This window comes from Brevibacterium permense (assembly GCF_013280495.1).
GTDB lineage: Bacteria > Actinomycetota > Actinomycetes > Actinomycetales > Brevibacteriaceae > Brevibacterium > Brevibacterium permense.
Window position 1 is genome coordinate 62286 of sequence record NZ_JABSSX010000006.1, and the last position, 26356, is coordinate 88641.

Below are 26356 nucleotides of genomic sequence, written 5' to 3' on the forward strand. Positions count from 1 at the left end.
GAAGGTCACAGCGCAACGGCGGGGGCGGGTCCGCTGAAGAGACTAGACTGGGGGCGAGTGAAAACGACGATGAAAGGCAGGGAATGACGGAGTCTTCCGCAATCACCCCCGAACAGGTGGAGCATCTGGCTTCACTGTCTCGGATCGCCATGAGCGACGATGAGCTGAAATCGCTCGCCGGTGATCTGAGCACAATTCTGGGAAACGTCGCCAGGGTCAACGAAGTGGCCGGCGACGATGTGCCCGCAACCAGCCACCCCATCCCGCTGACGAACGTCATGCGCCCCGACGTCGTGGGCGAGACGCTCTCCAGCGAACAGGCTCTGGCCTCGGCCCCGGCCGCCGAGGACGACAAGTTCCTCGTCCCGCAGATCCTCGGGGAGGAATGAGATGACCGAACTGACGAACAAGAGCGCCCTCGAACTCGCCGCAGGACTGAAATCCGGCGAGTTCTCCTCCGTCGACGCCACACAGGCGCACCTCGACCGCATCTCCGCCACCGAGGATGACTTCAACTCCTTCATCACCGTCACCGACGAGCGCGCTCTGGAGACCGCAAAGGCCGTCGACGCCAAGCGCTCCGCCGGTGAGGACCTGCACGCCCTCGCCGGTGTTCCGGTGGCGCTGAAAGACCTCGTCGTCACAGAAGGCACGCGTACGACCGCCGGGTCGAAGATGCTCGAGAACTGGGTTCCGCCCTACGAATCGACCGTGCACAACAAGGTCAAGGCCGCAGGACTGCCGGTGCTCGGCAAGACCAACCTCGACGAATTCGCCATGGGCTCGACAACGGAGCACTCGGCCTTCGGCAACACCCGCAACCCGTGGAACCTCGACCACGTGCCCGGAGGATCGTCGGGAGGCGCGGCCGCAGCGCTGGCCGGATTCCAGGCCCCGCTGTCCGTGGGCACCGACACCGGCGGATCCGTCCGCCAGCCCGCCGCGTTCACCGGCACCGTCGGCGTCAAGCCGACCTACGGGTCGATCTCGCGCTTCGGCATCATCGCGATGGCCTCGAGCCTCGACCAGGTCGGACCGATGGGCCGAAACGTCGCCGACGCCGCAGCCCTGCACGAGCTGCTGGCCGGACATGATCCGCTCGATTCGACCTCGCTGCCCGATGAGATCGGCGGATTCCTCAGCGCCGCCGAGACCAGCGAGCTCAAGGGCAAGAAGCTCGGTGTCATCAAGCAGCTGGCCGGTGAGGGATACCAGGACGGAGTCCGCACCGCGTTCACGGCAGCGCTGGAAACCGCTGCCGCTGCCGGAGCCGAGATCGTCGAGGTCGACTGCCCGTCGATCTCCTACGCCCTCGACGCCTACTACCTCATCATGCCCTCCGAGGTGTCTTCGAACCTCGCCCGCTATGACGGCATGCGCTACGGCCTGCGCGTCGAACCGGAATCCGGTCCCGTCACCGCCGAGACAGTCATGTCGGCCACTCGTGCCGCAGGCTTCGGATCGGAGGTCAAGCGCCGCATCATCCTCGGCACCTACGCTCTGTCAGCCGGCTACTACGATGCCTACTACGGTTCGGCGCAGAAGATCCGCACCCTGGTCCAGAACGACTTCGCGAAGGCGTTCGCCGCCTGCGACGTCCTCGTGTCCCCGACGACCCCGACGACCGCACTGAAATTCGGTGCGGAGAAGGCCGCCGACCCGATGGCCCTCTACCTCGGTGACGTGGCGACGATCCCGGCGAACCTCGCCGGCATCCCCGGACTGTCCCTGCCCGCGGGCCTGGCTGATGGTCTGCCCGTCGGCTTCCAGATCCTGGCTCCGGCCCGTGAGGACGTCAAGCTCTACGAGGTGGCCGGACCCTTGGAAGCCGCACTCGAATCCGCCGGCGGACGCGTGCTCGACACCCTCGCGGAAGGACTGAACGCCAAGTGAACTACGAAGACGCGATCAAGAAATACGATCCGGTCATCGGCATCGAGGTCCACGTCGAACTCGGCACCGCGACCAAGATGTTCGACGCCGCCCCCAACACCTTCGGCGGGGGACCGAACACGAACGTGACCCCCACTTCCCTCGGGCTGCCCGGGTCCCTGCCCGTGGTCAACGAGAAGGGGGTGGAGTACGCGATCAAGATCGGTCTGGCACTCGGCTGCGAAATCGCCGAGACCTGCCGGTTCGCCCGCAAGAACTACTTCTACCCGGACGTGCCCAAGGACTTCCAGACCAGCCAGTCCGATGAGCCCATCGCGGCCGAAGGCCAGGTCGAGGTCGAGCTCGAGGACGGCACCATCGTGACCGTCCCCGTCGAGCGCGCCCACATGGAGGAAGACGCCGGCAAGAACACCCACGTGGGAGGGGCCACCGGCCGCATCCAGGGTGCCGACCATTCCCTCGTCGACTACAACCGCGCCGGTGTGCCGCTCGTGGAGATCGTCACCCACCCGATCACCGGGACGGGGGAGCGGGCCGCCGAGGTGGCCGCCGCCTATGTGCGGACCCTTCGTGACATCTTCCGCGCCCTCGACGTCTCCGAAGCCCGCATGGAACAGGGCAATGTCCGCGCCGACGTCAACGTATCCCTGCGGGAGAATCCCGAGGCACCGCTGGGCACCCGTACGGAGACGAAGAACGTCAACTCCTTCCGCTCGATCGAACGCGCAGTGCGCTTCGAGATCGCCCGCCAGGCGACCCTCCTCGAGGCGGGGGAGAAGGTCGTCCAGGAGACCCGTCACTTCCACGAGGAGACCGGAGAGACCTCCTCTGGGCGTCCGAAGTCCGACGCCGACGACTACCGCTACTTCCCCGAGCCCGACCTCGTCCCGCTGCAGCCGTCCCGAGAATGGGTCGAGGAGCTGCGGGCGAGCCTGCCCGAGCTGCCGGCACAGAAGCGCCGCCGCCTCCTCGGGGAATGGAAGTTCTCCGACCTGGAGATGCGCGACATTGTCAACGCCGGACTCCTCGAAGCCATCGAGGACACCGTCACCGCCGGTGCGAAGCCGGCAGCGGCACGCAAATGGTGGACCGGTGAGGTCGCCCGCCTGGCCAACCAGGAGGACAAGCACCCCACCGAGATCGTCACACCCGCCCAGGTGGCAGGACTCGTCGATCTCATCAACGAGGGCAAGCTCAACGACAAGCTGGCTAAGGATGTGCTCACCGGAGTCGTCGCCGGCGAAGGAGAGCCCGCCGAGGTGATGAAGGCCCGCGACCTCGAAATCGTCGAGGACACCGGTGCGCTCGAAGCCGCCGTCGAGGAGGCCATCGCGGCCAACCCCGATGTGGTCGAGAAGATCAAGGGCGGAAAGATGCAGGCCATCGGCGCGCTCATGGGCCCGATCATGAAGGCCACCCGCGGACAGGCCGATGCCGGAAAGGCCAAGGACCTCATCCTCGCCAAGTTGGGCGTCTGAGTACAGGTCCGACTCCGATCCTGGTCGGCGGCGGCACCTGACAGTGCCGAGCAGGACTCAGGATTGATCCAGCCACACCCTCTAGACTGTGCGTCCAAGGGAACCGACCGGTTTCCCGAGCACAGCGGAGGGTGTGGCTGTTCGCATTCCCCGCAACCGATGGCCCGCAGGGACAGGGCCGAGTGCGTGACCCACACGCGTGGAGGTGAAGCGGTGTCTGAGTGGAAATCGCTGTGGAAGAGCGAATGCGGGAAGTCCGCGCCGATCTATCGGGTGCTCGTGCCCGACAGCGTCAACGAGGCGGTGCTGCGAGCCTGGAGTGCCCGCGGATACCGCTACACGGCCGGAGCCCCGAGCGCGATCATGCTCACCGGTGGGATGAGCCGGAACTTCTTCCGCTCCAGCGTCCTGTTCAAGGGCGGCACGGCCGCCGGCACCGCCGTGACCGCGGGATTCGCGGCACCCGGGGGATTGGCTCTGGTCTCGGGATTCGCCGATGCCGCACTGACCTTCGGCGGGATGGGTGCGGCCACGGCACTGGGCACTGGGATCTTCGCTGCCGTCACCGGTCCCAAATACCTGCGTGATCCGAAGCGACTGAGCCGCAAGAATCGGCGTAAGGTCTCAGGCGCCCAGTGGGTGACTCCGGCCAGTCTCGGCTATCTGCCCGGGCGCAAGGAGGGCCGCGACACCGACGAGCAGCGTCTGTTCCATCTCGCTGTCACGATCGCTCGCAAGATCGTGCGCACCCGCGCGTGGACCCACCCGATACTCAAAGACCACGTCTCCCGCGTCGACCTCGACCATGCCGTGGCCTCCATCGGAGTGCGGCTGCGGGAACTCGTCAGCCTGCGCGAGGAGATCGAAGGCATCCGCGATGCGGGAACCGCGAAGTCGGTGGAGACCTATCTGTCGAAGCTGGCCGTCGCCTTCTCGTCGATGGCCCGCCGCGTGGAGTCGATGCACGAATACTACGAGCGCCTCCGCGAACTCGACCAGCAGCTGATGCTGCTGCACAACTCCGAACGCTCCCGCGAGCTCGGCGATCGGGTGCTCGACGTGCTGTCTCGCACCGCAGCTGATGATTCAGCCGATTGGCAGTTCAGGGAGCTGCGCATCGATGCGGATTCGCAGTCGTCGATCATCTCCGGGCTCGTCGCCGAACTCGACCAGACTGCCGATGATTTCGACGACTTCGACTCCCGCTTGGCTGCGGCTCAGAAGTCCGTGGACGAACTCGAGGCCTGAGCTCGGCTCCGGCTCAGTGGCCGAAGGGATCGGGGTCGACTCCCGGCATCCAGGATAGGCCCGGCTGATCATAGCCGTGAGCCTCCTGGGCTTTCTTCCACTTCTTCGACCACCGCTTGTCGAGACGGTCGACGTAGAGGGTGCCCTGCAGGTGGTCGTATTCGTGTTGCATGATGCGCGCGAACCACCCGTCCGCGCTCAGGGTCACCGGTTCGCCTTTCTCATCGAAGCCGTTGACGGTGACTCTGTCGGCACGTTTGAGAGGGAAATCGAGACTCGGAACCGACAGGCATCCTTCGGTCTCATCGTCGGGATCGGGACGGGTGTCGGGAACCTTCGAGCCAATGAGCACAGGATTGACGAAGGTGCCGCGACGACGCACACCATAGTCATCGTCGGCGTTGAACACGAAGATGGACTTGCCGACACCGATCTGCGGTGCGGCCAATCCGACACCGTTGCTGGCGTCGAGCGTCTCGTGCATGTCTGCGACGAGTTCGGCAAGGTCCTCGTCGAACTCGGTGATCTTCTCGGCACGACGATGCAGAACGGGCTCGCCGTAGACGACGATGGGATGAATGGCCATGAGGACAATCGTATCGGTCACCTGAGACCGTCTCAGACTCCGCCCGATCGCAGCGCTTGGGCGCGATCTCGGGGGAGGGCCGCCTCGGTGATCGTGTCCACCGATTGCTCAGCGGTTGATCGTACCCCGCGCTCGATCAGGTGGATGGATATGCGGCTATCTCGGGTATGTGATAAGAGCCGTCATAAAGTTTCGCCCCCAGCGAACACAGATTGTTGAGCAACATATCTGGGAACACGTTCAGGGTCGGCGTGGTTATGATGAGGGCAAGCCGTCTCGGACCACGAGATGCAAGCTGTCGCTCCACCCGTTCAGGTGCACGTCCGCCGAACGGCGAGTGGCCGCCGACGGCGGTGCACAAAGAATCGTGAAAGGACTTACTTTGACCATCTTCAACAATGTCTCCGAACTCGTCGGCCGCACGCCGCTGGTCCGCATCAACAAGGCCAGTGACCGGTCGGGCGCCGAGATTGTGGCGAAGCTCGAATCCTCGAACCCCGGCAACTCCGTCAAGGACCGCATCGGCGTGGCGATGATCGACGCCGCCGAGAAATCCGGCGAACTCAAGCCCGGCGGAACCATCGTCGAGGCGACTTCGGGCAATACCGGCATTGCGCTGGCCATGGTCGGCACCTCCCGCGGCTACAAGGTCAAGCTGACGATGCCCGAGTCGATGTCGAAGGAACGTCGCGCTCTGCTGCGCGCATTCGGAGCCGAGCTGGTCCTCACCGACAAGGCTGAAGGCATGAAGGGTGCAGTGGCTAAGGCTGAAGAGCTTGCTTCCGACGGCGCCGTCCTCGTGCGCCAGTTCGAGAACCAGGCCAACGCCGAGATCCACAAGGCCACCACTGGTCCCGAGATCCTCGCCGACACCGACGGCAAGGTCGACATCTTCGTCTCCGGCATCGGCACGGGCGGAACCATCACCGGCGCGGGAGCCGCGTTGCGTGAGGCCAACCCGGATGTGAAGATCATCGCCGTCGAGCCCGCCGCTTCGCCGCTGCTGACCGAAGGCACGGCCGGACCGCACGCGATCCAGGGCCTCGGCGCGAACTTCGTGCCGAAGGTGCTCAATACCGATATCTACGACGAAGTCGTCGATGTCGACAACGACGACGCCTTCGAGCGGGCTCGCGCCGTCGCTCTCGAAGAGGGCCTGCTCGTCGGCATCTCCTCCGGTGCCGCACTTTTCGCTGCCGAGAAGGTCGCGTCTCGACCGGAGAATGCCGGCAAGCGCGTCGTCGTCATCATTCCCAGCTACGGCGAGCGGTATCTGTCGACTCCGCTGTTTGCCGAGTACATGGACTGACTCCACGGCAGCGGCACGAGGGCGTCAGACTTCGGTTTGGCGCCCTCGCTGTCTGCAGAGTCCGATGTCGGACCGCTGCGGGAATTCTTCCGACCGGATCCGACTTGCACGAGACAGACCAGGACGAATGAGCAGGGGGAGTCAACGATGAAGGCACTGTGGGCAGCGGCCGCAGCGGCTGCGGGTGCGGCCGCCTATGGGCTGAGCCGACGCGGTGTGCGCGAGACGCTGAGAGAAGACCTCGAGACGGTGAAGCGACGCGATCCGGCGGCGCGCAATGATTTCGTCTCCCTGGTCTCCTACCCCGGGATGCATGCCATCTGGGCGCACCGCGGACTCCACCGGCTATGGCAGCATGACGTCGGAAAGGTTCCGGCGCGACTGATGTCCCAGCTCGTGCGGACGCTGACCGGAGTGGAGATCCACCCGGGGGCCAGGATCGGGCGTCGCTTCTTCATCGACCACGCCAACGGAGTCGTGATCGGAGAGACCTCGGAAGTCGGCGACGATGTCATGCTCTACCATCAGGTCACCCTCGGCGGTACGTCGATGGCACAGACGAAGCGCCACCCGACGATCGGCAACCACGTGCTCGTCGGAGCCGGGGCGAAGATCCTCGGCCCGATCGTCGTCGGCGATAACTCCGCGGTCGGAGCCAACGCCGTCGTCGTCAAGGACGTGCCGGCCGACTCGAGCGCTGTCGGCATCCCCGCGAAGGTGCGCTCGAAGAAGAAGGACGGCGTCGCCTCGGCGAAGGCGGGAGCCGAGTCGTCGACGACGCACCCGGACTTCGTCCTCGAGGACCCGGCCCTCTGGATCTGAGGCTCTCGCAACTTCTGTCTGTGCGCATCTTCCTCCGGTGCGCGTACCCCTCGCGATGAGGGTTCGGTGTCTCCTGCGGGTGGATCCATCGTGATAAATGCAGAGATATCGATCTGGATCCACCCGCAGGAGACGGTTGTTCTCAATGTGACAGCTTTCGTTCGGCCATGAGGTGTCTCAGCCGTCTGGCGAACGAGTCCATATCGCTGCGCTTCGCCACCCTCAGAAGCACCCACCCTTCGGCCTCGAGCAGTTCCCGGCGACGTATGTCCTGTGCATACTGCCCAGGCGACGATCGGTGATGGTCGCCTTCGTACTCGATCGCGATCCGCAGCTCCGGGTAGCCGAGATCGGGGTGAAGCACGCAGCCGTCGATCGCGCTGCAGACGGCGGGGTGCACCACTGGTTCGGGGAAGTCGTGATCGGTCAGCCAGAGGCGCAGCCAGGTCTCCTGCGGCGACTCGACTGTCGGTCGAACGAGAGCGAGCGCCTTTCGTGCCTTGCGGCGTTGTGGAACTCGGGGAAGACTGTCGATGTCCGAGAGTAACCGTTCGATGGTGATGTAAGGGCCGCTGGCCTGTCTGCCGGCCGCGGCATCGCAGAGGGCTACCAGTTCGTTGAGGCTGAGCAGCGGTGTGAGTGAGGCGACGAGGCGAGGAATGGTGACGAGCGGCAGTCTCAAGAGATCGATCCATTCGGTTGCCAGCCTCGTCGGTCGGCTGACGACGAGGCCGGGGCGTTTGATGCGCTGGCCGCGCGTAGGTGTGGCGACGTAGATGTTTCTGTCTTTGATCTGACTCGGCAGCGGAAGTCCATACAGGCGTGCTGCGGTCAGGTGGTCCGCGGCCAAGGCGGGGTGGAGTCTGCGAATGCCGGTCATATACATCCAGGTCTTGAGCCATTCATGGTCGGCCCATTGCGGTGTCGGCACGTCGGTCAGTGATTCGGTGTCGACCCAGATGCCGCGGAAGATCTGGATGAAGCGATGGTGCTCAGTCAGTGCATAGGCCGAGATGCCTCGCTGGGCGGCTTCGGCGGCGGTGAAAGGCAGGGGCACAGATCTGAAGACGACACTCTGATTCGTTGATTGCCACATGCCGCCAAGACTCCGCATGCGGAAGTCCTGCGTCGAGGTTCGCGATGGCGCTTGTGGATAGTTTGCTGACGTAGGTGCGATTGTGGATGCGAGTCGACCCTCGCAGAACCGGGGTTCAGACGGCTTCGCTCCCGTGCTGCCCACAGGCGGAGGTGTCGCAGTCGACTCTGTGCGGATCCTGATGAGCGACAGCCAGCGTGTCTCCTGCGGGCGGATCCATCCCGAAATCGAAAGCAGGATCGCGGCGGATCCGCCCACAGGAAACACTTCACTCGGGACGGGAATACTTTCGCGACCACTTCTGTTAAGATTTCAACTAGTTACTTCAAAATTGAAGTTAGTCCAATCAGCGGGGCGGACGCGAGAACCGCAGCAGCTCAGATGCAGGAGGCGTCATGGAACTCGGAATCTTCACCATCGGCGATGTCACCACCGACCCCACCGACGGCACCACCGTCAGCGAACACCAGCGGATCAAGAACACCGTCGAGATCGCCAAGAAGGCCGAGGAGGTCGGACTCGACGTCTTCGCCACCGGGCAGCACCACAACCCGCCCTTCGTGGCCCCGGCGAACCCGCCGGTCCTGCTGGCCAACATCGCCGCACAGACGGAGAAGCTCGAACTCTCGACGGCGACCACGCTCATCACCACGACCGACCCCGTGCGCATCGCCGAAGACTACTCGTACGCGCAGCACCTCTCCGACGGTCGCATCAGCCTGATCATGGGCCGCGGCAACACCGGCCCCGTCTACCCGTGGTTCGGCAAGGACATCCGAGCCGGCATCCCGCTGGCGGTCGAGAACTACAACCTGCTCTACCGTCTGTGGCGTGAAAAGAACCTTGACTGGGAAGGCAACTTCCGCACGCCGCTCAACGGCTTCACCGTCACCCCGACCCCTCTGGACGAAGTGCCGCCGTTCGTCTGGCACGGTTCGATCCGCAGCCCCGAGATCGCCGAACAGGCCGCCTATTACGGCGACGGGTTCTTCCACAACAACATCTTCTGGCCGACCTCGCACACCGCGCGGATGGTTCAGCTCTACCGTCAGCGCTATGAGTACTACGGCCACGGCACGGCCAGCCAGGCGATCGTCGGCCTCGGCGGTCAGATATTCATGCGCAAGAACTCCCAGGACGCCGTCCGCGAGTTCCGTCCCTACTTCGACAACGCCCCGGTCTACGGCCACGGACCCAGCCTCGAGGACTTCTCGACGCAGACTCCGCTGACCGTCGGCTCGCCGCAGCAGGTCATCGAGCGCACCCTGAGCTTCCGGGACTGGGCCGGGGACTACCAGCGCCAGCTCTTCCTCATCGATCATGCGGGACTGCCGCAGAAGACGGTGCTCGAACAGCTCGACCTCCTCGGCGAAGAGGTCATCCCCGTGCTCCGCGAGGAGTTCGCGAAGGGCCGACCGGCCGATGTCCCCGACGCCCCGACCCACGAATCCCTCGTCATCCGGCACCGCGAGGGCCGGGACCCGATCCCCGGCGGCGGAGAAGGATCACGCGCCTACGAGGACCGCCAGGCACGCGCCGCCGAAGGTGCCCAGAATACGACCCGGGAAGGAGCCGACCGCTGATGAGCACGAACACGATGAACATCGTGGCCGTGACCACCTCGCTGAGCGAGGACTCGACCACGCTCAAGCTCACGAACCGGATCCTCGGTCAGGCCGCCTCGGCGGGGGAATCGGTGGGCATCGACGTGACCACAGACGTCATCAACGTCCGCGGCCTCGCCACCGCGCTCACCGATATGACCCTGACCGGGTTCCGGTCCGAAGCATTGGAGCAGGCCTTCGTGACCATCACCGCCGCCGATGCGATCGTCACCGTCGCACCGGTGTACAAGGCCGCCCCCGTCGGGCTGCACACCCTGTTCTGGCAGCTCATCGACGAAAAGGCGCTGAGCCGCAAACCCGTGCTCGTCGCCTCCACTGGCGGCACCGTCCGCCATTCGCTGGCCGGGGAAGCGGTGCTGCGGCCGATGCTGTCCTACCTCAAGGGCATCGTCGTGCCCACGACGGTGTTCGCCGCGACCGACGACTGGGGAACCGTCGAAGGCGGCCGCGCGCTGACCGCCCGCATCCGCCAGGCGGGGGAGGAACTCGTGTCCCTGACCGCAACGATCATCGGGGCCGGAAATGACGACCTCGCCGAGGTGGCCGACCCCGAGTCGCACGCAGGTGCAGGGGCGAGCGCGACCCGGGGCACCTCCTCGGCGAATCGCGGAATCGTCGACGAATTCGACCCGGCGAACGTCACTCCCTTCGCGCAGCTGCTCGAGGGCTGAGATGACGGAGATCAGATTCGGGCTCGGCAGGGAGGCGCTGGCGCAGAACGCGTGGCGGACCTATTTCGAGACCTCGCAGCGCATCCGTCAGGCCCTTGAGGCCCAGCTCAAGGACGACGCAGGACTCGACGTCAGCGACTACAACACTCTGCTCCTGCTGTGGGAAGCGCCGGAGCGGACGTTGACGATGAGCGCCCTGGCGAAGAAGCTCGTCTTCTCGCCCTCACGGCTGAACTATCGGATCAAGGTCCTCGTCGACGCGGGACTGGTGACGAAGACCCAGTGTCTCGATGACGGACGTGCCCACAATGTCGCTCTCACCGAGGCGGGGGCGCAGGCATTCCTGTCCGCAGGGTCCCAGCACAAGAGCTATGTCGACGAGATCTTCTTCGACCATGTCAGCGATGCCGAACTCGAGGTGCTCGAGGCCGTGTTCACGCGGATCGGGAAAGCGCTGCCCGAGTGACGAGGACCGTCATCTCAGAGTGACGAATCCCTCGGCGCCGGGTCGGGCCGCGTGCCACAATGAGGGTATGTCCATCACCACAATCGCCTTCCCGAACTCCGAGCTCCGCAACCGTGTGATCGCTCGGATTCCCGCTCACCAGCGCGCGAACGTCGACCTCGTCGTCTTCTCCGATGCCGAACGGTCGGCCAAGCTCAGTCGTGACGATGTCGATGTCGTCATCCTGCCGTACATGGATTCCGGGCCGACGATCGAGCTGCTCGACGAGTTGCCCAACCTGCGCATGGTCATCACTCAGACGACCGGATTCGATCCCGTCGCTCACCTGCCCGAACGCGGAATCCAGGTGGCGACCGCCTCCGGTGTGCACACCGGAGGCACCGCCGAGCTCGCCCTGGCGCTGACTCTCGCCAGCCTGCGCGGAATCGACGACGCCGTCCGCTCGCAGGTCTCGCGGGTATGGGAGCACCAGCGCTACCGCTCGCTGCAGGACCGACGGGTGATGATCATCGGCGTCGGCGAGATCGGCTCGGCCATCGCCGACCGCTTCGACCCCTTCGAAGTCCAGCTCACCCGAGTGGCCTCGACCGCACGTGAGGATGAGCGCGGGAAGATCCACGGCGTCGACGAGCTGCCGGAACTTCTGCCCCACACCGAGGTGGTCGTGCTCATCACTCCGCTCAACGAGGGCACTCACCGCCTCGTCGATGAGAGGTTCCTCAGTCTGCTTCCCGACAATGCGCTCATCGTCAACGTCGCCCGCGGCAAGGTCGTCGACACGGAAGCGCTTGTGGCTGAGCTCGCCGCGGGCCGGCTGCATGCTGCCCTCGACGTCACCGATCCGGAGCCGCTGCCGCGCAACCACGCGCTGTGGGGCACCCCGAACACACTCATCACACCGCATGTCGGAGGCGACACCTCGGCGTTCGAACCACGGGTTGTGAAGATCCTCGCCGAGCAGGTCAGGCGGATCAACGACGGTGAGCAGCCGGTCAACCTCATCAAGGCCTGAGGCGCCGCGACCATCGGGGCTGAGGGGCTGCCGATAGGTCACGTGAATCTGACCTAAGGGGGCTCGGCCCCCTGCCTCGCTGTTGGCCCTCGCATGGAGCCCAGAAGAGGTTCCACCATTCGAGAGTCCGGCGTGCGGATGCTGAAATCGGGCGTAGCATGCCTGCATGAGCATCGATACAGACAACACCACTCCCGACATCAAACCCCGTTCGCGCGATGTCACAGACGGCCTCGAGGCCACCGCTGCGCGCGGAATGCTGCGCGCCGTCGGCATGGGCGACGACGACTGGGTGAAGCCGCAGGTCGCGATCGCGACCTCGTGGAATGAGATCACCCCCTGCAACATGTCGCTGCAGCGACTCGGTTCGGCCGCCAAGGAAGGCGTCCACGAGGCCGGTGGCTTCCCGCTGGAATTCGGCACCATCTCCGTCTCGGACGGAATCTCGATGGGTCACGAGGGCATGCACTACTCGCTGGTCTCCCGTGAGGTCATCACCGACTCCGTCGAGACCGTGATGAGCGCCGAACGACTCGACGGCTCCGTGCTCATGGCCGGCTGCGACAAGTCGATCCCCGGAATGCTCATGGCCTCCGCCCGCCTCGGGCTCTCGAGCGTCTTCCTCTACAACGGTTCGATCATGCCGGGAACCGCGAAGATGGAGGACGGCTCGGAGAGGGAAGTCACCCTCATCGACGCCTTCGAAGCCGTCGGCGCCTGTCGTGCGGGCACCATGTCCCAGAAGGACGTCGACGCCATCGAGCGGGCCGTCTGCCCCGGTGAGGGTGCCTGTGGCGGAATGTACACCGCGAACACCATGGCTTCGGCCGCCGAGGCCATGGGCATGTCCCTGCCGGGTTCGGCCGCACCGCCGGCTATCCATCGCAACCGCACGATGTTCGCCCGCAAGTCCGGCGAGGCAGTTGTCAATATGCTGCGCCAGGGCATCACCACGAAGGACATCATCACCCGCGAATCGCTGCACAATGCGATCGCCGTGGTAATGGCCTTCGGCGGTTCGACGAACGCGGTTCTCCACCTGCTGGCCATCGCCCACGAGGCGGGAGTGGAACTCGCGCTCGATGACTTCAACCGCATCGGAGACAAGGTTCCGCACCTGGGCAACGTCAAGCCCTTCGGCCAGTACGTGATGAACGACGTCTTCAAGATCGGCGGCGTGCCCGTGATCATGAAGGCCCTCCTCGACGCCGGTCTGCTCAACGGCGACTGCCTGACCGTGACGGGCAAGACCGTGGCCGAGAACCTCGAGTCGATCAACCCGCCGGACCCGGACGGGAAGATCCTGCGCGCGCTCAACAACCCGATCCACGCCACTGGCGGCCTCACCGTGCTGCAGGGATCTCTGGCTCCTGAAGGTGCGGTCGTGAAGTCCGCGGGCTTCGACGCCGACGTATTCGAAGGCACCGCTCGCGTCTTCGACCAGGAGCAGCCGGCCATGGACGCCGTGCTCAACGGAGAACTGAAGAAGGGCGACGTCGTCGTCATCCGCTACGAAGGACCCAAAGGCGGACCCGGAATGCGCGAGATGCTTGCGATCACCGGCGCCATCAAGGGCGCGGGCATCGGCAAGGACGTCCTGCTGCTCACCGACGGTCGCTTCTCCGGCGGATCGACCGGTCTGTGCATCGGCCACATCGCCCCCGAGGCGGTCGACGGCGGTCCGATCGCGCTCGTCGAGGACGGGGACAAGATCACCGTCGACATCGCGGCTCGTTCGATCGAACTCCACGTCGACGAAGAGGTGCTGGCCGAGCGTCGCAAGTCTTGGACGCTGCCCGAGAACCACCGCCTCACCGGTGTGCTCGGCAAGTACGCAAAGCTCGTGCAGTCGGCGTCGAAGGGCGCGGTCTGCTTCTGACCCAGGTCAAGGCCTCTTGCTGACGCGGTCCGCTTCCGGGTGACGATCGGCGGCACGGGCCGGTTCCACGATCGCCGAGGCGGTGCAGACTCAAGTCTGCACCGCCTCGCCTATCGGCTCTAGGATGTAGGTCACACGGCTTCAGGAGAGGAACACAATGCGCATCGTCGTCCTCGATGACTATCAGCAGGTGGCAGGCAAGTTCGCGGAGTGGAGCGGTCTCGACGCCGAGGTCGAGTTCATCGATCGGCCCCTCGTCGACGACGCTGACCTGGTGCAGGTACTCTACGGCGCCGAGGTGGTCGTGGCGATGCGAGAGAGAACCGCCTTCACCGCCGGCCGGCTGGAACGGCTGCCGGACTTGCGTCTGCTCGTGACCACGGGGCGGATCAACGCCTCCATCGACGTGGAGGCGGCGCGTGCGAAGGGGATCGTGGTCTGCGGAACCGAGTCGACCACCTCGGCGACACCGGAACTGACCTGGGGACTCATCCTCTCCGTTCTGCGCAGCATCCCGGCCGAGGACGCCGCCGTCCGAGGCGGCGGTTGGCAGTCGACCGTCGGGGGAGACCTCGATGGGCACCGCCTCGGCGTGGTCGGTCTGGGACGGCTGGGCACGAAGGTCGCGAGAGTCGGTGCGGCCTTCGGCATGGACGTCGTGGCGTGGAGCCAGAACCTCGACGCGGAACGGGCGGACGCCTTGGGTGTGCGCGCGGTGAGCAAGGACGAACTGTTCTCCACCGCGGACGTGGTGACGATCCACTACAAACTCAGCGACCGCAGCCGAGGACTCGTGGGAGCCGCTGAACTCGCGGCGATGAAGTCCGACAGCATCCTCGTCAACACCTCGCGCGCCGGACTCGTCGACACCGACGCACTCATCACCGTGCTGGAAGCAGGCGGGATCCGGGGTGCCGGACTCGACGTCCACGACGAAGAGCCGCTGCCGGTGGACCACCGCCTGCGCAGCACACCGCGCACAGTGCTCACCCCGCACCTGGGATACGTCACGGAAGACACGTACCGGATCTTCTTCACTCAAGCCGTCGAAGGCATCGCCGCCTGGGCCGCTGGAGCACCGATCCGCGTGCTCGGCTGATGTACCAGCGGATATGGTGAGCTGAGAGGGGCACCGTACCCCATCCCTTCGCGAGTGCACCACGAACGAAAGCAGAGGCGCAATGGCCGACCGATCCGACAGAGACGACGGAGAGAAGACAGTCCTCGACGCGAGTCTGGAGGTCTTCCGTGCCCACGGGATGACGACGATCTTCGGAAATCCGGGCTCGAACGAACTGCCGTTCCTCGCCGGGCTGGGCGACGACTTCCGCTTCGTCCTCGGTCTGCATGAGCAGGTCGTCGTCGGCATGGCCGAAGGATACGCACGGGCCACGGGAGGGCCGGCGCTGGTGAATCTGCACGCCGCCTCGGGGTCGGGCAACGGCATGGGTGCGTTGACGAACGCCCACTACGGCCACGTTCCGCTAGTCGTCCTCGCAGGTCAGCAGGTGCGCCGCACCGTCGGTCAGGAGACGATGCTCGCCAGCGTCGAGGCCTCTACGCTGCCCGCCCCGCTGGTGAAGTACTCGCACGAGCCGCTGTCGGCCACCGACGTGCCGCGCACGCTGTCGCAAGCGGCACTCGAGGCAACCACCCAGCCGAGTGGTCCCGTCTATGTGTCCGTTCCGCTCGATGACTGGGACGAACCGGCCCTTTCCGATGACGAACTGTTGGCGAAGCGTTCGGTGACGACGGCAGGAACCATGCCGGAGTCGCTGCGCCGCGAACTCACGGACGTCCTCGACGGGGCACAGAAGCCTGCCCTCGTCCTCGGGCCGCAGGTCGATGCCGCGGCAGTGGCTGATCCGACGGTCTATGAGGACGCAATGGTGCTGGCCGAACGCCTGAACGCCTCCGTCTACGTCGCACCCTCACCGACGCGGTGCCCGTTCCCGACCACCCATCCGAACTTCGAAGGCGTCCTGGTTCCGGGCATCCGATCGGTGCGCGACCGATTGTCCGGCCACGACGTCGTGCTCGTCATGGGAGCCGCCACGTTCCGTTACCACCGCTGGGAACCGGCGAACTATCTGGAGCCGGGCACCGAGGTCATCCACATCACCCAGGACCCGCGTGAGGCGACACGGGCACCGTTCGGCCGCGCCGTCGTCGCGGCCGTCGCGACCGCGCTCGCCGACCTCGCGGCAACGACGACGGACCGAGGAACTCGCCGAGGCGACCGTGGCTCTCGAGTCGTCACCGCAGCTGCCAAGTCGGAGCAGGGAATGACCGGCGCCGAGGTGCTCGCCGTGCTCAACGATCATGTCGACGACAGCGTCGTGTACGTCAATGAGACGACCACCCTCGACCTCGACTACCTCGAGCGGATCGTCATCGACCGGCCGGGCAGGTACCATTTCCCGGCCTCGGGAGGACTCGGCTTCGGGCTGCCGGTTGCAGTGGGAATGGCGATCGGTGATCCAGAGAAGACCATTGTCGCCACCGTCGGTGACGGGTCGGCGAACTACGGGCTCACGGCTCTGTACACGGCCGCCCAGTTGGGCACGAAGACGATCTTCGTCATCGTCAACAACTCCGGCTACGGTGCGCTCTCCGGATTCGCTGAACGGATGGGTGTCCCTGACACCCCGGGGCTGACCCTGAGCGCGATCGACTTCGTGTCGTTGGCGCAGGGCTACGGAGTTCCGGCTCAGCACACCACGACGCGGGAAGAATTCGAAGCCGCCTACCGCGAGGCGCTGCAGGCCGACGGGCCGGTGCTCATCGACGCCGTCGTCCTCGGCGTCGACGGCAAGCCGGCGGAGTGACAGAACGACGAAGCCGCCGGAGAATCGGAATTCTCCGGCGGCTTCGTCATTGCTCGACCTGACTGCTCAACCGGCCACGTCGGTCACGACCGTTGGTCGGGGTGGGACGCCTCGGCGAGGTTTTGGTCGAACCTGACCGGGTCAGTTCACCTCGGCGGGATCGGCCGAGACGCGGCCGCCGTTCTCGAGCGCGTCGATGGCTGCCACCTCGGCGTCGGTGAGTTCGAAGTCGAAGACGTCGAAGTTCTGTCCCATGCGGTCGCGGTTGTTCGACTTCGGGAAGACGACGTGGCCCTTCTGCAGGTGCCAGCGGATGATCGCCTGAGCCCAGGACTTCTCATGGGCGGCAGCGATCTCACCGATGACGGTGTTCGCGTAGTCGACCTTGCCCTGTCCCAACGGGCCCCAGGCCTCGATCTTGATATCGTGTTCGGCCAGCAGCGGACGGGTGTCGACCTGCTGGAACTGCGGGTGGACCTCGATCTGGTCGACGGCTGGGATGATGCCGGTGTCGAGGATCTCCGGCAGGAATCGGTGGTCGAAGTTCGAGACGCCGATCGAGGAGGTCAGGCCCTGGTCGCGGTAGCCGGGGAAGGCCTCCCAGGTTTCGACGGAGTTCTTGTTCGCCGGGGTCGGCCAGTGGATGAGGTAGAGGTCGACGTGGTCGAGGCCGAGCTTCTCCAGGGATTCTCCGAGGGCCCGCTTGGATTCTTCCGCACCGTGGCGGTCATTCCACAGCTTGGTCGTCACGAAGAGTTCGTCGCGGGCGATCCCGGACTTCGCGATGGCCCGGCCGACGCCTTCCTCATTGCCGTAGACGGCAGCGGTGTCGATGTGGCGGTAGCCGACTTCGAGGGCGTCGGTGACGATGCGTTCGGTCTCGTCGGGGTCGACCTTGAAGACGCCGAATCCCAGCTGCGGGATCGTCTTGCCGTCGTTGAGAGTGAGTGTGGGAACCGTCAAGGTGTACGCCTTTCGTCACGGGGCTGGAATGATCTGCGGAACGTCCTTGTGGGATGTCTCCACGGAGTCGGGAATCTGAAGGTGATCCCCGAGCGACTCTATAACGACAGTGTCGTTGGCGATCATTCCCGATTTCTCTCAGTTTCTTCATTTTTCGATGCCGCCACGAGCGATCAGTGTCGAGACTGGCACACGTTGTGACCGTGGAAGCGAGTGTGAGACCGATAGGTTCGAGGCATGGGGGAACGAAGAGCACATTGTCGCCGCCGGATCGCGTCTGTAGCTGCCGTCATTGTTGCGGCGGTCGGGCTGTCCGGGTGCTTCGGACGAGATCTCAGCGACCGTGGGCATGACATCGGCGCGGTGCTGTCGACGAAGGCGGGAGTCGAAGATGTCAGCACTGTTTACCAGAACGGCTTCGATTCGGGTCGGTTGCTGGCGCACACCGTCACAATGTCCACCGATGCGACACACAATCAAGCTGTCGAGGTCGCTGCCACGTTCGATCAGGAGACTGGCAGCGAATTCGATCGCTATGACCAAGAGCTCACGCTCGTGATTTCGCATCAGGTCATCGAGATGCGAGACTCCACGAGCAGCGACATCATGGCGGAGCGGACACCGCATCTTCTTGCGCTCGCTTCAGAACTGTCCGGCGATCGAATCGAGTGGAATAGACAGCCGGAGCAGAGTACCTTCGAAGACTCACTGGAACTGAGAGATGCGCAGACTGACCCCTTCCGGACAATCAGTGCGGTACGGACAGAGTTCGGCTCCGAGGACTTCCAGCTGAGGACCAGAGCTCCGTCCCAGGCTGAGTGGAATGTGGATTTCCCGTTCTCAGAGCAGGCGCAGAACCGTCTGGAGACTGCAATCAGCCCCATCCTTGACCAGAATGATGAGATCATGATCGAAGACGACCAGGTGTCGAGCTACTTTGTTGAAATCCCTGACGGACCACAAGCGGTCAGTCAGCTGAGAGACAAAATCGAACGCATTGACGTTGTCAACCCTCAGCCGTGGGATTTCCACTGGAATCTCACCACGGGCCCGAACAGTCAGTGGAATCCAGGATGGGTCAACGTGGGCGGATGCGACTATGGTGAGGAGCCAGACTCGCAGTCCACCACTTCCGTGCAGACTCTTGAGGATCAGCTGCGAGCACTGTACGACACGTGCCAGTGAGTGTCAGCTCCGCCCTTCGTCTTGAGCGCGCTTCTTGCCCGTGGACTCCTCGGCGGCGATCTGGGCTTCGTCGAAGACCGAAGGAGCACCGGTGCCGGTGTCAGTCTCGTCCTCGCGGCCCGGGGTGTGCAGATTGAACTTGATGATCGCCCACCGGAACAGGAAGTAGTAGATGACGGCATAGGCCAGGCCGATGACCAGCAGAAGCAGGACGGGCCCGATGCCGCCGGACAGCGCCGACGCGCGTCCGAGGTTGAGCAGATAGTCCAGCGCACCGGCCGAGAAGCCGAATCCGGATTTGATGCCGAGCGCATTCACCAACGCCAGTGATGTGCCGGTGAGCACGGCGTGGACCGCGTAGAGCGGGAATGCGACATAGGCGAAGGCGTATTCGAGCGGCTCCGTGATTCCGGTGATGAAGGCGGTCAGCGCCACCGAGAGCATGATGCCGCCGACGACCTTGCGGCGCTTCGGGTGGGCGGTGCGATAGATCGCCAGGGCCGCGGCCGGCAGCGCGAACATCATGATCGGGAAGAAGCCGGTCATGAACGACCCTGTCCAGTCCGCGGTGCCGTCCACACCGGAGAAGAAGCAGGTGATGTCGCCGTGCGCGGTGTCCCCCGAGGAGGTGGTGCACGAACCCAGCTGGAACCAGGGCAGGTTGTTCAGCAGATGGTGCAGCCCGAAGGGGATGAGGAGGCGATTGATGGTACCGAAGACGAACCCGGTGCCCGGGTTGGCCCCGTGCTCCATGAGGAAGCCGCCCACACCCTTGTTGATGAGGGCGTCGAAGACGGGGTAGATGAGCGCCATGATCACGGCGATGACCATCGACGCGACCGCAGTGACGATCGGGACAAAACGGCGACCGCCGAAGAAGCCGAGGTAGGTCGGCAGCTTGATCCGGTGATAGCGCTGATAGAGCAGGGCGGTGATGATGCCGACGACGATTCCGCCGAGCACTCCGAAGTTGATGACGTTCTCGCCCTCACCGTTGTCCGAGCCGAAGCCCGGAGCCATGGCCGTGAAGACTCCGGTGAGGACCATATAGCCGACGACGGCGGCCAGTGCCGTGGAGCCGTCGGCCTTCTTTGCGAAGCCGATGGCCACACCGACGGCGAAGATCAGCGGCAGGTTGTCGAAGAGAGCCGAACCGGCGGCCGCGAATACCGTCGCCACCGGCAACAGCCAGTCCGCGAACTGGCCAAGTCCGTCGGCACCGAGCATATCGGGCTGGCCGAAGCGCATGAGCAGGGCCGCAGCCGGCAGGACCGCGATCGGGAGCATGAGGGAGCGGCCGACTCGTTGGAGCTGGGAGAAACCCGGTATCGCCTTTCTGCGCTTCTTCGGTGTATCAGCGGATGCGGTGGTCATCGGATTCCTCCTCGGAAGTGGGGCCGTCGGTCACGAGTCGCCGTAGACTTGTGACGCAGATCGCAGAACGTGAAATCGACGCCGGCGCATGGACGCCGGAGATGAAGGTGACAGACATGGACAAAGCAGCGCAGATCCTCGCCGGACTGGGCGGTGCCGACAACATCGACGACATCGAAGCGTGCATCACTCGCCTGCGCGTCGAGGTCGACGACGACTCTCTCGTCAACGAACAGGCGCTCACGGCAGCCGGTGCCTTCGGCGTGGTGGTGCAGGGGAGCGCGGTCCAGGTCGTCGTCGGTCCGGAGGCCGACAACCTCGTCGATGACATCGAAGACCTCATGGGCTGAGTCACGTCTTCGTCTCCTCTGCTCGCCGGTGAGCATCTGCTGGTCGACAGTGATCCTTGTCTGTAGTCTGAGGTCAGTCTAGGCGAAGTACAACTGATTTTGGAGAAAGGCGGCCTGCTGACTATGGCAGTCACAATCGCTGCACCCATCACCGGCACGGTGATCCCACTGACGGAGGTTCCCGACCCCGTCTTCGCAAAAGCGCTCGTCGGCCCTGGCACGGCCATCGACCCCGGCGAGGCCACGACCCTGACGGTCACGGCTCCTGTCTCAGGAAAGCTGACGAGCCTCAAGCCCCACGCATTCGTCATCTCCCACCGGCCCGATCAGGGTGTGCTCGTTCACCTGGGCATCGACACCGTTCACTTGAAGGGAGCTGGGTTCACGCTCCGTGCCGAGGCCGGGCGGCAGGTTGAGGCCGGCGAAGAGATCGTCGTCTGGGACCTGGCAGCCGCACGGGAGGCGGAGAAGTCCATGGTCGTTCCGGTCGTCGTCCTCGAAGCCGACGCCGAGAACCTGACCCTCCCCGAGGAGGGGCCGATCTCTGCCGGCGACACCCTCATCCGAATCGGCTGAGGGTGTCCGAATCGGCTGAGTCGCCTCACACAACGAAGAGGGTATGAACCTCGCCCGTGTGTTCGCGTCCGCCGAGCGCGGTGAGCTCAAGGATGACGGCTGAGCCGATGACTTCGGCGCCGAGGTCGGCGACGAGGGACTGAGCAGCGGTGAGCGTCCCGCCGGTGGCGAGGATGTCATCGATGAGGAGGACGCGCTCACCCTTCTCCAGAACATCGGGACCTTCGATCGTTGCGGTGCCGTATTCGAGCGTATACGACACAGCAGCCGCTGGGCGTGGGAGCTTTCCGGCCTTGCGGATCGGCAGGATTCCGACTCCCGTCATTGCCGAGATGGCACCCGCGAAGAGGAAGCCGCGGGCCTCGAGCCCGCCGACGATATCGAACTGACCCGCGAAAGGTTCGATGAGCGCCTCGGTGACGGCCCGCATCGCGGGACCATCGGCGAGCAGCGGGGAGATGTCGCGGAAGACCACTCCCGGTTCGGGATAGTCGGGAATCGAGGTGATGAGGCTCTGGGCGCGGCTGAGATCAGTTTGAGTCACGGCACAACGATACTCGGTGGCGCCATTGTGCCCTCAGCGCGGATCGGCACAATGGGAAGGTACCGAAGACCGTGGTGGATCGGAGGAGCAATGACATCAGATGCGACGCACGACCGAATCGCCGAGGCGTTCGCCCGGGTTCCGCGCGAACCCTTCCTGCCGGTGGCGGAACGACAGAATGCCTCCGACAATGTGCCCCTGTCTATCGGGCGCGGGCAGACGAATTCGCAGCCGAGCACCGTCGCTGACATGCTCCGACTCCTGGATCCGCAGCCGGGTGAAACCGTCCTCGACCTCGGATCGGGGTCCGGGTGGACTTCGATGCTGCTCGCCGTCCTCGTCGGGCCGACCGGGCGGGTGCTCGGGGTCGAACGGCATCCCGAACTCGTCGAATCCTCGCGGGCGGCACTGGAATCCGTCACCGCTGAGTTCGCAAACCGGGGAACCCTCGCCGAGGCGGTCGTCCACGAAGCCGTTACAGGTGCCCTCGGTCTCCCGGCTGAGTCACCGTTCGACCGGATCCTCGTCTCCGCCGGGGCAGAATCACTGCCCGACCAGCTAGTCGATCAACTGGCCGTCGGCGCCGCGATGGTCATTCCCGTAGCGGGGGAGATGCTCCGTGTCGTTCGAAACGGTCCTGGTTCCGACGAGCTGACGATCACTCGTCACGGCCGGTACCGGTTCGTGCCGCTCGTCGTCGGCGAGTGACCTCACACGAGGGAGTCGCGCCAGGCTTGGTGCAGCTGCGCGAACTTGCCCGTTCCGGAGATGAGCTCGTCCGGTGTCCCGTCCTCGACGATCCGACCGGATTCCATGACGAGCACGCGATCGGCGATCTCGACGGTCGACAGGCGGTGGGCGATGATGATCGCCGTTCTGCCCTCGAGCACTGTCGCGAGCGCATCCTGGACGAGGCGCTCCGAGGGGATGTCGAGATGCGCGGTCGCCTCATCGAGGACGACGACGTCCGGATCCGCGAGGAACACCCGAGCAAAGGACACCAACTGACGCTGTCCCGAACTCAACCGGCCGCCGCGCTTCTTCACATCCGTGGCATAGCCGTCGGGCAGCCGACGGATGTACGCATTCAAACCGACGGCGGTCGCCGCCGCCACGACATCGTCATCGCCGGCACCTGGATTGCCGATGCGTATGTTGTCGGCGATCGTGCCGGCGAAGAGGAACGACTCCTGCGTCACCATGACGACCGACGAACGCAGCTGCGCATCATCGAGGTCACGCAGATCAACCTCGTCGAGGGTGATTTGACCCTCGCTGGGGTCATAGAAGCGGGTGACGAGCTTGACCAGGGTCGACTTGCCCGCACCGGTGGCGCCGACGAGCGCGACAATCTGCCCCGCGGGGATGTGGAGATCGAAGCGGGGGAGGACATCGGGACCGTCGGCGTAGGCGAAGCGGACCTTGTCGAGATCGAGTGTACGACCGCTGGCAGCCGCGTCACGGCTCGCGTGCGCAGGCAGAGCCTGCGGCTGGGTCGGCTCGACCACCTCGGGGTCGGTGTCGAGCACCGCCGCGATCTTCTCCAACGCCGCCGAGGCGGACTGGTAGAGATTGAACGCCTGCACGAGTTCATCGAGAGGACCGTAGAATCGGCGCAGGTAGAGGATGAACGCGGCGAGCACGCCGATCTGCGTCCACCCCTCGATGACGAGCCACGCACCGATGACGATGATCACCGTCTGCGTGATATTTCCGATCAGCCGGGTCCACCCGGCGAACCACGCCACCCCGCGCAGGGCGTCCGTGTTCGCATCCCGGTACCGCGCATCCTGATCGCTCAGGGTCCCGCGCCGCTCGGGCTGACGCCGGTACGCCTGCACGGCGCGGATGCCGCCCATCGTCTCGACGAAGTGGACGATGACCTTCGCGATCGACGTCCGCGTGCGCCGGTAGGCGCTGCGCTGAGTCGAATGTGCAGCCTTCGTGATGAAGAACAGCGGCACGAAACCGGCGAAGACGACGATCGCCAGCGGCACATCGAGGACGACGAGGGTGACGGCGATAAAGAGCATCTGCAGCACCGCCAGCGCCGTATCGAAGAGCGAATAGGACAGGAACTGCTGCACCGACTCCATGTCCGAGGTCTGCCGGGACACGAGCCGACCCGAGGTCGACTTCTCGTGATAGCCCAGGTCAAGACGCTGCACATGGGTGAAGACCCGCTCGCGCAGGGTGAAGAGGATCTTCTGCGCCGTGATTCCGACGAGCCTGGTCGACGTGAAAGCCAAGACCGCCGAGGCGATAGCGGAGACCACGAAGAGCGTGACCGCCCGGATCAGGGGATCCATATCCCCGTCGATGGCGGCGGGCACACCCTGATCGAGGGCATCAGCGATGAACACCGGCCCGATGACCATGAGCGCCGCCGTGAGCACGACGATGACGGCGAGGAAGACGGCCATCGCCAGGTGCGGCCTGACCAGCGTCATCAGCAGGGCGCGGGCCTTCTTCGCAATGTCCGGCGGCAGCGACTCGATCTCGTCGTCGCTCTCGAGACGGGGCATGCTCATGGTGTCCCTCCTTCCTTCGCCGAGGCTGCCGACCCCGGATACGTGTGCGCATCGGCTTTCGCGCTCGCCCCCATGAGTTCGCGGTAGAGCTTTGAGGACTCGAGCAGCTCTTCGTGGGTGCCGAGCGCCGCGATCCGGCCCTCATCGAGCACGGCCACCACATCGGCCAAAGCCGCAGTGGAGGGGCGGTGGGCGATGATGAGAGTCGTCGAATCCGGCAGGATCTCCCGCAGGGCTCGCTGCACCCGATCCTCGGTGTCGACGTCGACGGCCGAGAGCGGGTCGTCGAGGACGAGGATGCGCGGACGCCCGATGACGGCACGAGCCAGAGCGAGGCGCTGACGCTGACCGCCGGACAGGGACAGTCCCTGTTCGCCGACCTGCGTATCCAGACCATCGGGCAGTCGGGAGACGAAATCCTTCGCCGCCGCGATCTCGAGGGCCTCCCAGATCTCCTCCTCGCTCGCGCCCGGAGCACCCATCTCGACGTTCTCGGCCACCGAGGTCGAGAACAGGATCGGGTCCTCGAAGGATACGGACACGAGGTGACGCAGCTCGTTGACCGGCATGTCCCGGATATCGACGTCGTCGATGCTCACCGTGCCGGCGGAGACGTCCTGAAGCCTGGGCACCAGTGACGCCAGCGTCGTCTTCCCCGAGCCGGTCGCCCCGACGAGAGCGAGGGTCTGACCGGGCTCGATGGTGAGATCGAGACCGCGCAGAGTCAGTCGCTCGGTATCGGCGAAGTGGAAATCGACATCGTCGAAGCGCAGCTTCCCGCGGTAGCGGCCGACTTCGGGGGCATCGTCGACACCGCCGTCGGTATCGGTGATGTCGTGGCGGATGTCGATGACCTCCCAGTACCGTCCTGCGGCAGTCAGCGCCATGAGCGCATCGGCGAGCAGGAAGCCGAGCATCTCGATGGGCATCCGCAGCACCATCGAGATCGTCACGGCCGCCACGACCGTGCCGATCGTCGTCCAGCCCTCGATGACACCCCACGTGCCGACGGCGACGATCGCGGCCTGAGCCAGGGTCGGCAGCAGCAGGAGCACGCTCCACAGCCACGAGTCGAGTTTCGCTTTGCGGATCTCCAAGGACTTCAGCCGGGTCGAGATCTCCGAGAAGCGCTCGGCCGCCCAGGGGGAGCGGCCGAAGGACTTGAGGATGCGGATGCCCTGGATGGACTCCTCGACGTTGGTGGTCAGTTCGCCCATGGTGTCCTGCGACCGACGGGAGGTCTCCCGGTAGTGCTTCTCGAAGACGGCGACCGAGATGATCGCCGGGACCGCCATGATGATCATGATCAGACCGAAGACCGGCTGCATGATCACGAGCATCACCGTGCCGACGGCGAGCACGATCGGTGTGGAGAGGAGGAACGGCAGCCCGAATGCGAAGAAGCGACGCAGCTGGGACAGATCATTCACCGCGCGCGAGAGGAGCTGGCCGGACTCCCAGGAGTCATGGATCGCCACCGAGGTGTACTGCAGACGATCGAACAGACGCGAACGCCACGTCACCTCCCATTGGGAGACGACGGGAGCGACGACCATGCGCCTGGCCCACATGCCGACAGCCTCGGCGATGCCGATGAATAGGACCCCGAGGACGGGCAGCCACAGTCCCGACAGATCTCGGTGGGCGATGGGTCCGTCGACGATGTAGCCGGTGATCACCGGGACGATGAGCTGGATTCCGTTGGCCAAGAGAGTGAGGACGAGTACGAGGACGTACACGCCGATGCGGGAGCGGAGATCAGGCCAGAAACGGAGGAGGGGGCGCACGAGAATCCAGCCTAGTCGCAGACTGTGACCTATGCCATGAATCCGGCAAATGGGCTTCCCGCTTCTCTGTGCGCTGAATACCGCGGTCATGCGGAACGGCGGTGGGATAGGGTGCCGGGCTGCCTCGGCGAGT

General features: G+C 65.0%; 24 protein-coding genes. 17 read left to right on the forward strand and 7 right to left on the reverse strand.

From position 1 onward, the window contains the following. The first annotated feature begins 83 nt into the window (after window positions 1-83). From gatC to HK353_RS10270, 4 genes are all read left to right on the forward strand, one after another. Window positions 84-389 (forward strand): Asp-tRNA(Asn)/Glu-tRNA(Gln) amidotransferase subunit GatC, encoded by a 306-nt coding sequence (gatC, locus tag HK353_RS10255; RefSeq protein WP_101544479.1) that lies wholly within the window; start codon window positions 84-86, stop codon window positions 387-389. A gap of 1 nt (window position 390) precedes the next feature. Then, window positions 391-1893, forward strand: coding sequence for an Asp-tRNA(Asn)/Glu-tRNA(Gln) amidotransferase subunit GatA (gene gatA, locus HK353_RS10260; RefSeq protein ID WP_173155836.1), 1503 nt, complete (start codon window positions 391-393; stop codon window positions 1891-1893). Further along, window positions 1890-3371, forward strand: a complete 1482-nt coding sequence (gene gatB, locus HK353_RS10265) for an Asp-tRNA(Asn)/Glu-tRNA(Gln) amidotransferase subunit GatB (protein WP_173155838.1) — start codon at window positions 1890-1892, stop codon at window positions 3369-3371. The genes gatA and gatB overlap by 4 nt, the downstream gene beginning before the upstream one ends. Window positions 3372-3584: 213 nt before the next feature. Next, the gene (locus tag HK353_RS10270; protein WP_342589887.1) at window positions 3585-4619 is read left to right on the forward strand and encodes a hypothetical protein; all 1035 of its coding nucleotides are present in this window, start codon (window positions 3585-3587) and stop codon (window positions 4617-4619) included. A gap of 13 nt (window positions 4620-4632) precedes the next feature. Here HK353_RS10270 and def read toward each other — a convergent pair whose 3' ends face one another. Further along, complete coding sequence (gene def, locus HK353_RS10275) at window positions 4633-5205, reverse strand: peptide deformylase (protein WP_173155840.1); 573 nt, start codon at window positions 5203-5205, stop codon at window positions 4633-4635. Between the two features lie 382 nt (window positions 5206-5587). Between def and cysK the strand changes: the two genes are divergently transcribed. Further along, entirely contained in the window at window positions 5588-6514 is a 927-nt protein-coding gene (gene cysK / locus HK353_RS10280; RefSeq protein WP_173155842.1) for a cysteine synthase A, read from the forward strand. Between the two features lie 147 nt (window positions 6515-6661). Further along, window positions 6662-7336 carry a serine O-acetyltransferase EpsC gene (epsC, locus tag HK353_RS10285; RefSeq protein WP_173155844.1) on the forward strand — a complete coding sequence of 225 codons (675 nt, stop codon included), beginning with the start codon at window positions 6662-6664 and terminating at the stop codon, window positions 7334-7336. Between the two features lie 142 nt (window positions 7337-7478). On the opposite strand, the gene HK353_RS10290 is transcribed toward epsC, so the two are convergent. Further along, window positions 7479-8393, reverse strand: a complete 915-nt coding sequence (locus HK353_RS10290) for an endonuclease domain-containing protein (protein WP_173155846.1) — start codon at window positions 8391-8393, stop codon at window positions 7479-7481. 434 nt (window positions 8394-8827) lie between these two features. Here HK353_RS10290 and HK353_RS10295 point away from each other — a divergent pair, with 434 nt between their 5' ends. From HK353_RS10295 to mdlC, 7 genes are all read left to right on the forward strand, one after another. After that, a complete protein-coding gene (locus HK353_RS10295) occupies window positions 8828-10015 on the forward strand; it encodes an LLM class flavin-dependent oxidoreductase (protein ID WP_173155848.1) in 1188 nt (395 codons plus the stop codon). Next, complete coding sequence (locus tag HK353_RS10300; RefSeq protein WP_245395941.1) at window positions 10015-10728, forward strand: NAD(P)H-dependent oxidoreductase; 714 nt, start codon at window positions 10015-10017, stop codon at window positions 10726-10728. Before HK353_RS10295 ends, HK353_RS10300 begins: the two co-directional genes overlap by 1 nt. A gap of 1 nt (window position 10729) precedes the next feature. Beyond that, window positions 10730-11194 carry a MarR family winged helix-turn-helix transcriptional regulator gene (locus HK353_RS10305; RefSeq protein WP_173155850.1) on the forward strand — a complete coding sequence of 155 codons (465 nt, stop codon included), beginning with the start codon at window positions 10730-10732 and terminating at the stop codon, window positions 11192-11194. A 67-nt stretch (window positions 11195-11261) separates the two neighbouring features. Then, window positions 11262-12206 carry a 2-hydroxyacid dehydrogenase gene (locus HK353_RS10310; protein ID WP_173155852.1) on the forward strand — a complete coding sequence of 315 codons (945 nt, stop codon included), beginning with the start codon at window positions 11262-11264 and terminating at the stop codon, window positions 12204-12206. A gap of 166 nt (window positions 12207-12372) precedes the next feature. After that, window positions 12373-14085 (forward strand): dihydroxy-acid dehydratase, encoded by a 1713-nt coding sequence (gene ilvD / locus HK353_RS10315; protein ID WP_101544502.1) that lies wholly within the window; start codon window positions 12373-12375, stop codon window positions 14083-14085. Between the two features lie 157 nt (window positions 14086-14242). Next, window positions 14243-15184, forward strand: coding sequence for a D-2-hydroxyacid dehydrogenase family protein (locus HK353_RS10320; protein WP_173155854.1), 942 nt, complete (start codon window positions 14243-14245; stop codon window positions 15182-15184). An 82-nt stretch (window positions 15185-15266) separates the two neighbouring features. Continuing rightward, window positions 15267-16913 carry a benzoylformate decarboxylase gene (gene mdlC / locus HK353_RS10325; RefSeq protein ID WP_173155856.1) on the forward strand — a complete coding sequence of 549 codons (1647 nt, stop codon included), beginning with the start codon at window positions 15267-15269 and terminating at the stop codon, window positions 16911-16913. Between the two features lie 141 nt (window positions 16914-17054). Here the strand turns inward: mdlC and HK353_RS10330 are convergent, their stop codons facing one another. Next, a complete protein-coding gene (locus HK353_RS10330; RefSeq protein WP_173155858.1) occupies window positions 17055-17876 on the reverse strand; it encodes an aldo/keto reductase in 822 nt (273 codons plus the stop codon). A 237-nt stretch (window positions 17877-18113) separates the two neighbouring features. On the opposite strand from HK353_RS10330, the gene HK353_RS10335 reads away from it, so the two are divergent. Continuing rightward, entirely contained in the window at window positions 18114-19061 is a 948-nt protein-coding gene (locus HK353_RS10335; protein ID WP_173155860.1) for a hypothetical protein, read from the forward strand. 3 nt (window positions 19062-19064) lie between these two features. On the opposite strand, the gene HK353_RS10340 is transcribed toward HK353_RS10335, so the two are convergent. After that, entirely contained in the window at window positions 19065-20435 is a 1371-nt protein-coding gene (locus tag HK353_RS10340; RefSeq protein ID WP_173155862.1) for a PTS transporter subunit EIIC, read from the reverse strand. Here HK353_RS10340 and HK353_RS17305 point away from each other — a divergent pair. Next, window positions 20423-20785 (forward strand): PTS sugar transporter subunit IIB, encoded by a 363-nt coding sequence (locus HK353_RS17305; RefSeq protein WP_139468876.1) that lies wholly within the window; start codon window positions 20423-20425, stop codon window positions 20783-20785. The two genes, HK353_RS10340 and HK353_RS17305, sit on opposite strands and share 13 nt — an antisense overlap. Window positions 20786-20908: 123 nt before the next feature. Beyond that, a complete protein-coding gene (locus HK353_RS10350) occupies window positions 20909-21361 on the forward strand; it encodes a PTS sugar transporter subunit IIA (protein ID WP_173155864.1) in 453 nt (150 codons plus the stop codon). Between the two features lie 25 nt (window positions 21362-21386). Here HK353_RS10350 and HK353_RS10355 read toward each other — a convergent pair whose 3' ends face one another. Next, window positions 21387-21905, reverse strand: a complete 519-nt coding sequence (locus tag HK353_RS10355; protein ID WP_173155866.1) for an adenine phosphoribosyltransferase — start codon at window positions 21903-21905, stop codon at window positions 21387-21389. A gap of 90 nt (window positions 21906-21995) precedes the next feature. Between HK353_RS10355 and HK353_RS10360 the strand changes: the two genes are divergently transcribed. Next, entirely contained in the window at window positions 21996-22613 is a 618-nt protein-coding gene (locus HK353_RS10360; protein WP_173155868.1) for a protein-L-isoaspartate O-methyltransferase family protein, read from the forward strand. A 2-nt stretch (window positions 22614-22615) separates the two neighbouring features. Here the strand turns inward: HK353_RS10360 and HK353_RS10365 are convergent, their stop codons facing one another. Then, the gene (locus HK353_RS10365) at window positions 22616-24436 is read right to left on the reverse strand and encodes an ABC transporter ATP-binding protein (RefSeq protein ID WP_173155870.1); all 1821 of its coding nucleotides are present in this window, start codon (window positions 24434-24436) and stop codon (window positions 22616-22618) included. Beyond that, the gene (locus tag HK353_RS10370) at window positions 24433-26223 is read right to left on the reverse strand and encodes an ABC transporter ATP-binding protein (protein ID WP_342589888.1); all 1791 of its coding nucleotides are present in this window, start codon (window positions 26221-26223) and stop codon (window positions 24433-24435) included. Before HK353_RS10370 ends, HK353_RS10365 begins: the two co-directional genes overlap by 4 nt. Window positions 26224-26356: the final 133 nt, after the last annotated feature.

Bases quoted from the DNA above. Each gene is read 5' to 3' on its own strand.
- HK353_RS10295 (WP_173155848.1), top strand. From the start codon at position 8,828: ATGGAACTCGGAATCTTCACCATCGGCGATGTCACCACCGACCCCACC.
- HK353_RS10360 (WP_173155868.1), top strand. From the start codon at position 21,996: ATGACATCAGATGCGACGCACGACCGAATCGCCGAGGCGTTCGCCCGG.
- ilvD (WP_101544502.1), top strand. From the start codon at position 12,373: ATGAGCATCGATACAGACAACACCACTCCCGACATCAAACCCCGTTCG.
- gatC (WP_101544479.1), top strand. From the start codon at position 84: ATGACGGAGTCTTCCGCAATCACCCCCGAACAGGTGGAGCATCTGGCT.
- epsC (WP_173155844.1), top strand. From the start codon at position 6,662: ATGAAGGCACTGTGGGCAGCGGCCGCAGCGGCTGCGGGTGCGGCCGCC.
- HK353_RS10350 (WP_173155864.1), top strand. From the start codon at position 20,909: ATGGCAGTCACAATCGCTGCACCCATCACCGGCACGGTGATCCCACTG.
- HK353_RS10365 (WP_173155870.1), bottom strand. From the start codon at position 24,436: ATGAGCATGCCCCGTCTCGAGAGCGACGACGAGATCGAGTCGCTGCCG.
- gatA (WP_173155836.1), top strand. From the start codon at position 391: ATGACCGAACTGACGAACAAGAGCGCCCTCGAACTCGCCGCAGGACTG.
- HK353_RS10335 (WP_173155860.1), top strand. From the start codon at position 18,114: ATGGGGGAACGAAGAGCACATTGTCGCCGCCGGATCGCGTCTGTAGCT.
- def (WP_173155840.1), bottom strand. From the start codon at position 5,205: ATGGCCATTCATCCCATCGTCGTCTACGGCGAGCCCGTTCTGCATCGT.
- mdlC (WP_173155856.1), top strand. From the start codon at position 15,267: ATGGCCGACCGATCCGACAGAGACGACGGAGAGAAGACAGTCCTCGAC.
- HK353_RS10340 (WP_173155862.1), bottom strand. From the start codon at position 20,435: ATGACCACCGCATCCGCTGATACACCGAAGAAGCGCAGAAAGGCGATA.
- HK353_RS10320 (WP_173155854.1), top strand. From the start codon at position 14,243: ATGCGCATCGTCGTCCTCGATGACTATCAGCAGGTGGCAGGCAAGTTC.
- HK353_RS10310 (WP_173155852.1), top strand. From the start codon at position 11,262: ATGTCCATCACCACAATCGCCTTCCCGAACTCCGAGCTCCGCAACCGT.
- HK353_RS10305 (WP_173155850.1), top strand. From the start codon at position 10,730: ATGACGGAGATCAGATTCGGGCTCGGCAGGGAGGCGCTGGCGCAGAAC.
- HK353_RS17305 (WP_139468876.1), top strand. From the start codon at position 20,423: ATGCGGTGGTCATCGGATTCCTCCTCGGAAGTGGGGCCGTCGGTCACG.
- HK353_RS10300 (WP_245395941.1), top strand. From the start codon at position 10,015: ATGAGCACGAACACGATGAACATCGTGGCCGTGACCACCTCGCTGAGC.